The sequence below is a fragment of the Henriciella sp. genome (assembly GCF_049649345.1).
Classification (GTDB): domain Bacteria; phylum Pseudomonadota; class Alphaproteobacteria; order Caulobacterales; family Hyphomonadaceae; genus Henriciella.
Genome location: NZ_JBARZC010000661.1, coordinates 1 through 3,675 on the forward strand (window position 1 = coordinate 1; position 3,675 = coordinate 3,675).

2 protein-coding genes are annotated in these 3,675 nt (G+C 56.6%); both read right to left on the reverse strand.

Features of this window, described 5'->3' with window-relative positions:
* A partial coding sequence (locus WA989_RS18080) for a class I SAM-dependent methyltransferase (RefSeq protein ID WP_424341864.1) occupies positions 1-958 on the reverse strand: 958 nt, incomplete at its 3' end.
* Between the two features lie 14 nt (positions 959-972).
* Positions 973-3,675 (reverse strand): glycosyltransferase (locus tag WA989_RS18085; protein ID WP_424341865.1); only part of this gene is annotated, 2,703 nt, incomplete at its 5' end.

Consider the following 3,675-nt stretch of genomic DNA (forward strand, 5'->3'; position numbering starts at 1 on the left):
CGGCGAACAGAGACGTCAGGAGCGTCGTACCGGAACGCGGCAAGCCCAGCGCGCAAACCAGTTTCCTGGGAAGCGGGGCTGGGTAGAAATAGGTCGTTTTGGGATCGCGCTCACCGGCGTCAGACCCGGCCTTGCGGGCGACTAGCGTCAACGCGCCGACCGTATGCTGAACCGTCACACCATAGCGCGAGGAGGCGAGAAATTTGAATTCGGCCTCCTCAAACCCAATTGCCTTCAGCTTGTCCAGTATGTCCCAGCCCGGGATGGAGAAGACCAGCGACCCGCCCTCTGGATCGACGGGGTTTCCATGATACTCCGGCTCGGTCAGATACTTGATCTCTCCGTCCTTCGACAGTTGAGCCTTGACCAGTGTTTCCGCTCGCCCCGGGCTGAACGGAAATGATGAAATGAGAACGCCGCCCGGTTTCAGGATGCGGCCGATTTCCTCAAGCGCGCGATCGAGATCCGGCACGTGTTCAAAGACATCACCGCTGAAGAAGACATCAAAACTTGCGTCTGCGTAGGATATGTTCTGCAGGTCCAGATGAGGGATCGGAAAGTACTGAGCTCTGGCGGCTTCATCGGGCAGATACTCGGCGCCGAGGAAGTAGGGATAATGCCCCCTCAATATGCAGGCGGCCCTTGTAATGCCTTCGGCCGCAAGAAGCCGCAGCTTGGGATTGTTGAGCCAGCCATTCCGGTGAAGCTCGATATAGGTTTGCAGCAGCAAGGCCCGTTTTCGGGAATTGAGCTGATGCGAACTGATCGATTCCCGAATATTCTTCGACCCGATCGTCACATCTGACGAGGGGCGATAAATTCCGGTAAACGGCTCGACATAGCCCCTGTCGCGGACGTCCTGAATGATCGTCTCGATCATTTCGTCGCGATTGCCGAGGCGCTGGGCGAGATTTTTCCAGTCCTGTAGCGAGGCTAGGCTTTGATGGATTTCCGGCATTCAGAGCGTCCCACTCAATCGCTTTTCGCAGAGGCAGTTAGTGACTGCACGAGGTTTTGGAGCTTAGCGCGGGTCGTACCGATCCCGTATTTTCCAAGCGCGAAATTCTGGCCCTGCACAGAGAGCTTTTCCCATAGCTTTTCGTCTGCATAGGCTTTCCCGATCTGCTGGGCGAAGCCAATAGTGTTGTCAGCAACAAGGATGTGCTCCCCGTCGACAAGCCCCATACCCTCGGCAGCAACACGGGTTGCGACAACAGGCACCCCCATTCGCAGCGAGTTTCCGACCTTGCCTTTCACGCCTGCGCCATACCGAAGAGGCGCGATCGTAAGCCTAATATTTTCCAGATAGGATTCCAGATCCTCGACAAAGCCGACAACATTGATGTCCTTGTCCGAGAAAGCCTGAAACTCATGCGGCATGTGACTGCCGATGATGTGCAGGCGCGCGTCGATTTCGAGCTCTCGCACAGCTGGCCAGACGTCTTCGACCAGGTGATGCACCGCATCAATGTTCGGCGGGTGGCGATAGCCCCCGATAAACGCGATGTCGGTGCGCTCCTTGAATCCCTTCTTGCGCTCGAAGTCCTCGTAGATGAGCGGGATTACAACGCTTGGGAACGGGCCGATCTCATTGCGCAGATACCCGACTTCATAGTCGGAGACGACGATTGTCGCGTCCGCATTGCGGCACGTTGCAAGCTCAATTTCCTTCAAACGATTGGCTTCGGCCAGAAGGTCTAGATCGCCGGAAAGCTCGCTTTGCCTCTGCAGGCGCAGATGGTGGATATCAACCGTGTCGAAGATGACAGGCTTTTCCGGATAGAGCTCTTTGAGCGCGTTAAAGAACATGCCGCCCGTCGTCACTCGCGACAGGATGAAGAGGTCAAAATCCTCGCCATTGTCGAGCACATACTGGCGCGCATCCTTCACGCTTGGCGCATAGAGAACTTCTGCGCCCAGGCGTTGAAGGTCACGGCTATACTTGCCTTCCCACTTCAGACATTCCGGCACGAAGGTGACGCGATACCCCAGATCGCAGAAAATGCTGACATAGTTGAAGGCCGTTATCGAACCGCTGTCCTTGTCGGGCTTGGGGACTTCGGCATCAAAGATCAGGATTCGAGCTTTTGGCTGGCGGTCGACAGCCTTGCGGGACAAGTCCCCCGGCTCTCCAAACTCGGCGAGCTCCTTCTTCCATTTCTTGAGGAAGGTCTTCTGATTGATCGCCTGATATTTCTTGACGCCGCTCGTAATGTCGGTGCCGGACGAAATACCTTCATAGTGCACGACGGTTGAGAGCGGCTGGTAGATAACTCGCCGGCCGGCCGCGCGCGTCTTCATCGCGAAATCGGTATCTTCATAATAGGCCGGCGCCAGCTCTTCAGAGAAGCCGCCCTGCTCGTCCCAGAACTCTTTCGGGATCAGAATGGCGGCGCCCGAAATGTAATCGACATCGCGCTGGAAATTGTAAGCCGGGTCCATCGGGTCGCTCATGCGGCCATAATTCGCGCCGCTGCCATCGCTCCAGATGATGCCGCCGGCTTCCTGCAGAAGACCGTTCGGGTAAACGAGCTTGGACCCGACAAGGCCTGCTTCCGGGCAGCGCTCGAAGGTCGCGACAAGCTCATCAAGCCAGCCATCGATCACGGCCGTGTCATTGTTCAGGAAGAAGACGTAGTCTCCCTTGGCGCTCTTGGCCGCCTGATTACAGGATTTGAGGAAGCCCAGGTTCTGCTTGTTGACGAGGACGCGGATCGGCCCGAACCCATCAAGTTCATCCTTCAGCAGTTTGCCGGATCCGTCGGGCGACTTGTCATCAGCGATGATGATCTCAAACGGCGTTTTATCCGCCGAATCCAGCATGGTGAGGACACACCGCAGCGTATACTCGACGCTCTGATAGGCTGGCACGATCACCGATACGCGCGGCGCGTTCGGCATTTTGCGGTCTGACGCCTTGATGGCCTCGATAATGCCCTCTGGCGAAAGGCCGATCGTCCGGTCGAAAAAGGGTTTGGGTGGCAGCGGTGAACGCCCATGGCTTGCGCCGCTGTGCAGGAACTCCAGGAGCGGTGCTTCACCCCGCTCAGCGATATCCGGGTATTGCTGTAGATAAAACCGCTGGCCGAATTCATCGCTCGGCTCGAACCAGACCATGTGCCCCTGGCGCACATAATGGTTCATCGCCGACTCGCCTTCCAGGAAATGCTGGCCGAACTGGCGTTCATATTTTTTCGGATCAAAATACGGATTGGGCCGCGCGCCGGCCTTCAGGCCTTTGGTTTTGAAATGTGAGAAAGGCTCGACAGATTTGTGCAGCTTGTTGGCGCGGCTGTAATAGGCGCTGTCAAACAGCGGATGCGGCCAGAGATGCTTCTCGTGATAGTAGCGTAGATAGTGGATCACAGGGTGGACGTCTGTATGGCCGTGCTTTCTGCGATAGAAGACAGGGTCGAACATCCCGTCCGTCGAAACGCTGGTCAGTTCGTTATCGGCGCCGAACAGGAGCCTCAGCTGGTCAATCCTATCCGAGAGGGCGCCTGTACAGCCAATTTCGAAGACGTCTATCAGGGGGTGCGGTGAGCGCTCTTCCTTGATCCCGTGCCTGAAGAAATGAAGAAGAAGTTCGTTCGGCGTCAGGCTGGGTTTTGGTTTGAGCTGGCCAGCATAAAAGTCGGCGTTAAAAAAACTGAAGGCTTCCAGCCGGTCATCGCT